The sequence below is a fragment of the Streptomyces sp. WM6386 genome (assembly GCF_000972385.1).
In the GTDB taxonomy this organism is placed as follows: Bacteria; Actinomycetota; Actinomycetes; order Streptomycetales; family Streptomycetaceae; genus Streptomyces.
This window is the reverse complement of sequence record NZ_JXTE01000466.1, coordinates 1-477: the sequence shown is the minus strand read 5'-3', so window position 1 is coordinate 477 and position 477 is coordinate 1. Positions and strand designations below refer to the sequence as shown.

Genomic DNA, 477 nt, shown 5'->3' with positions numbered 1-477 from the left:
ACTGCGGCGGCGATCCCTCGCCGCCCGCGTGCAGGAGGTCGCCGAGAGCGTCCTCCTCGGCGACGAGTTCGACAAGCCGGCGGCTCATCTGCCCCACGGGGGCACGCAATGGCTCGAGATCGGGGTGGGCGTCGGCCGACGGGCGCAGATCATGCTGCTCCACGAGCCCACCGCCGGCATGACCCCCGGGGAGACGATGATGACGGCCGGCCTGGTGCGTGAACTCGTCGAGACCCAGGGCGTCGCCGCGATCGTGGTGGAGCACGACATGGGATTCGTGCGCGCGCTGGACGCCGAGGTCACCGTGCTGCACCTCGGCCGCGTCATTGCGGAAGGCTCGATGTCACAGATCGAGCAGGACGCTCAGGTCCGTGCTGTCTATCTTGGCGAGGAGGTGGCCTGATGCTCGAAGTACGTGACGTCGTGGCCGGATACGGGAACGGGACCGTGCTGCACGGGGCGGTCCCCGCCGTCACC

At 69.6% G+C, this 477-nt stretch carries 1 pseudogene; it reads left to right on the top strand.

Annotated features, from left to right (window positions below):
• Positions 1-403: pseudogene (locus tag TN53_RS42270) on the top strand (ABC transporter ATP-binding protein); the annotation flags it as partial.
• Positions 404-477 lie beyond the last annotated feature (74 nt).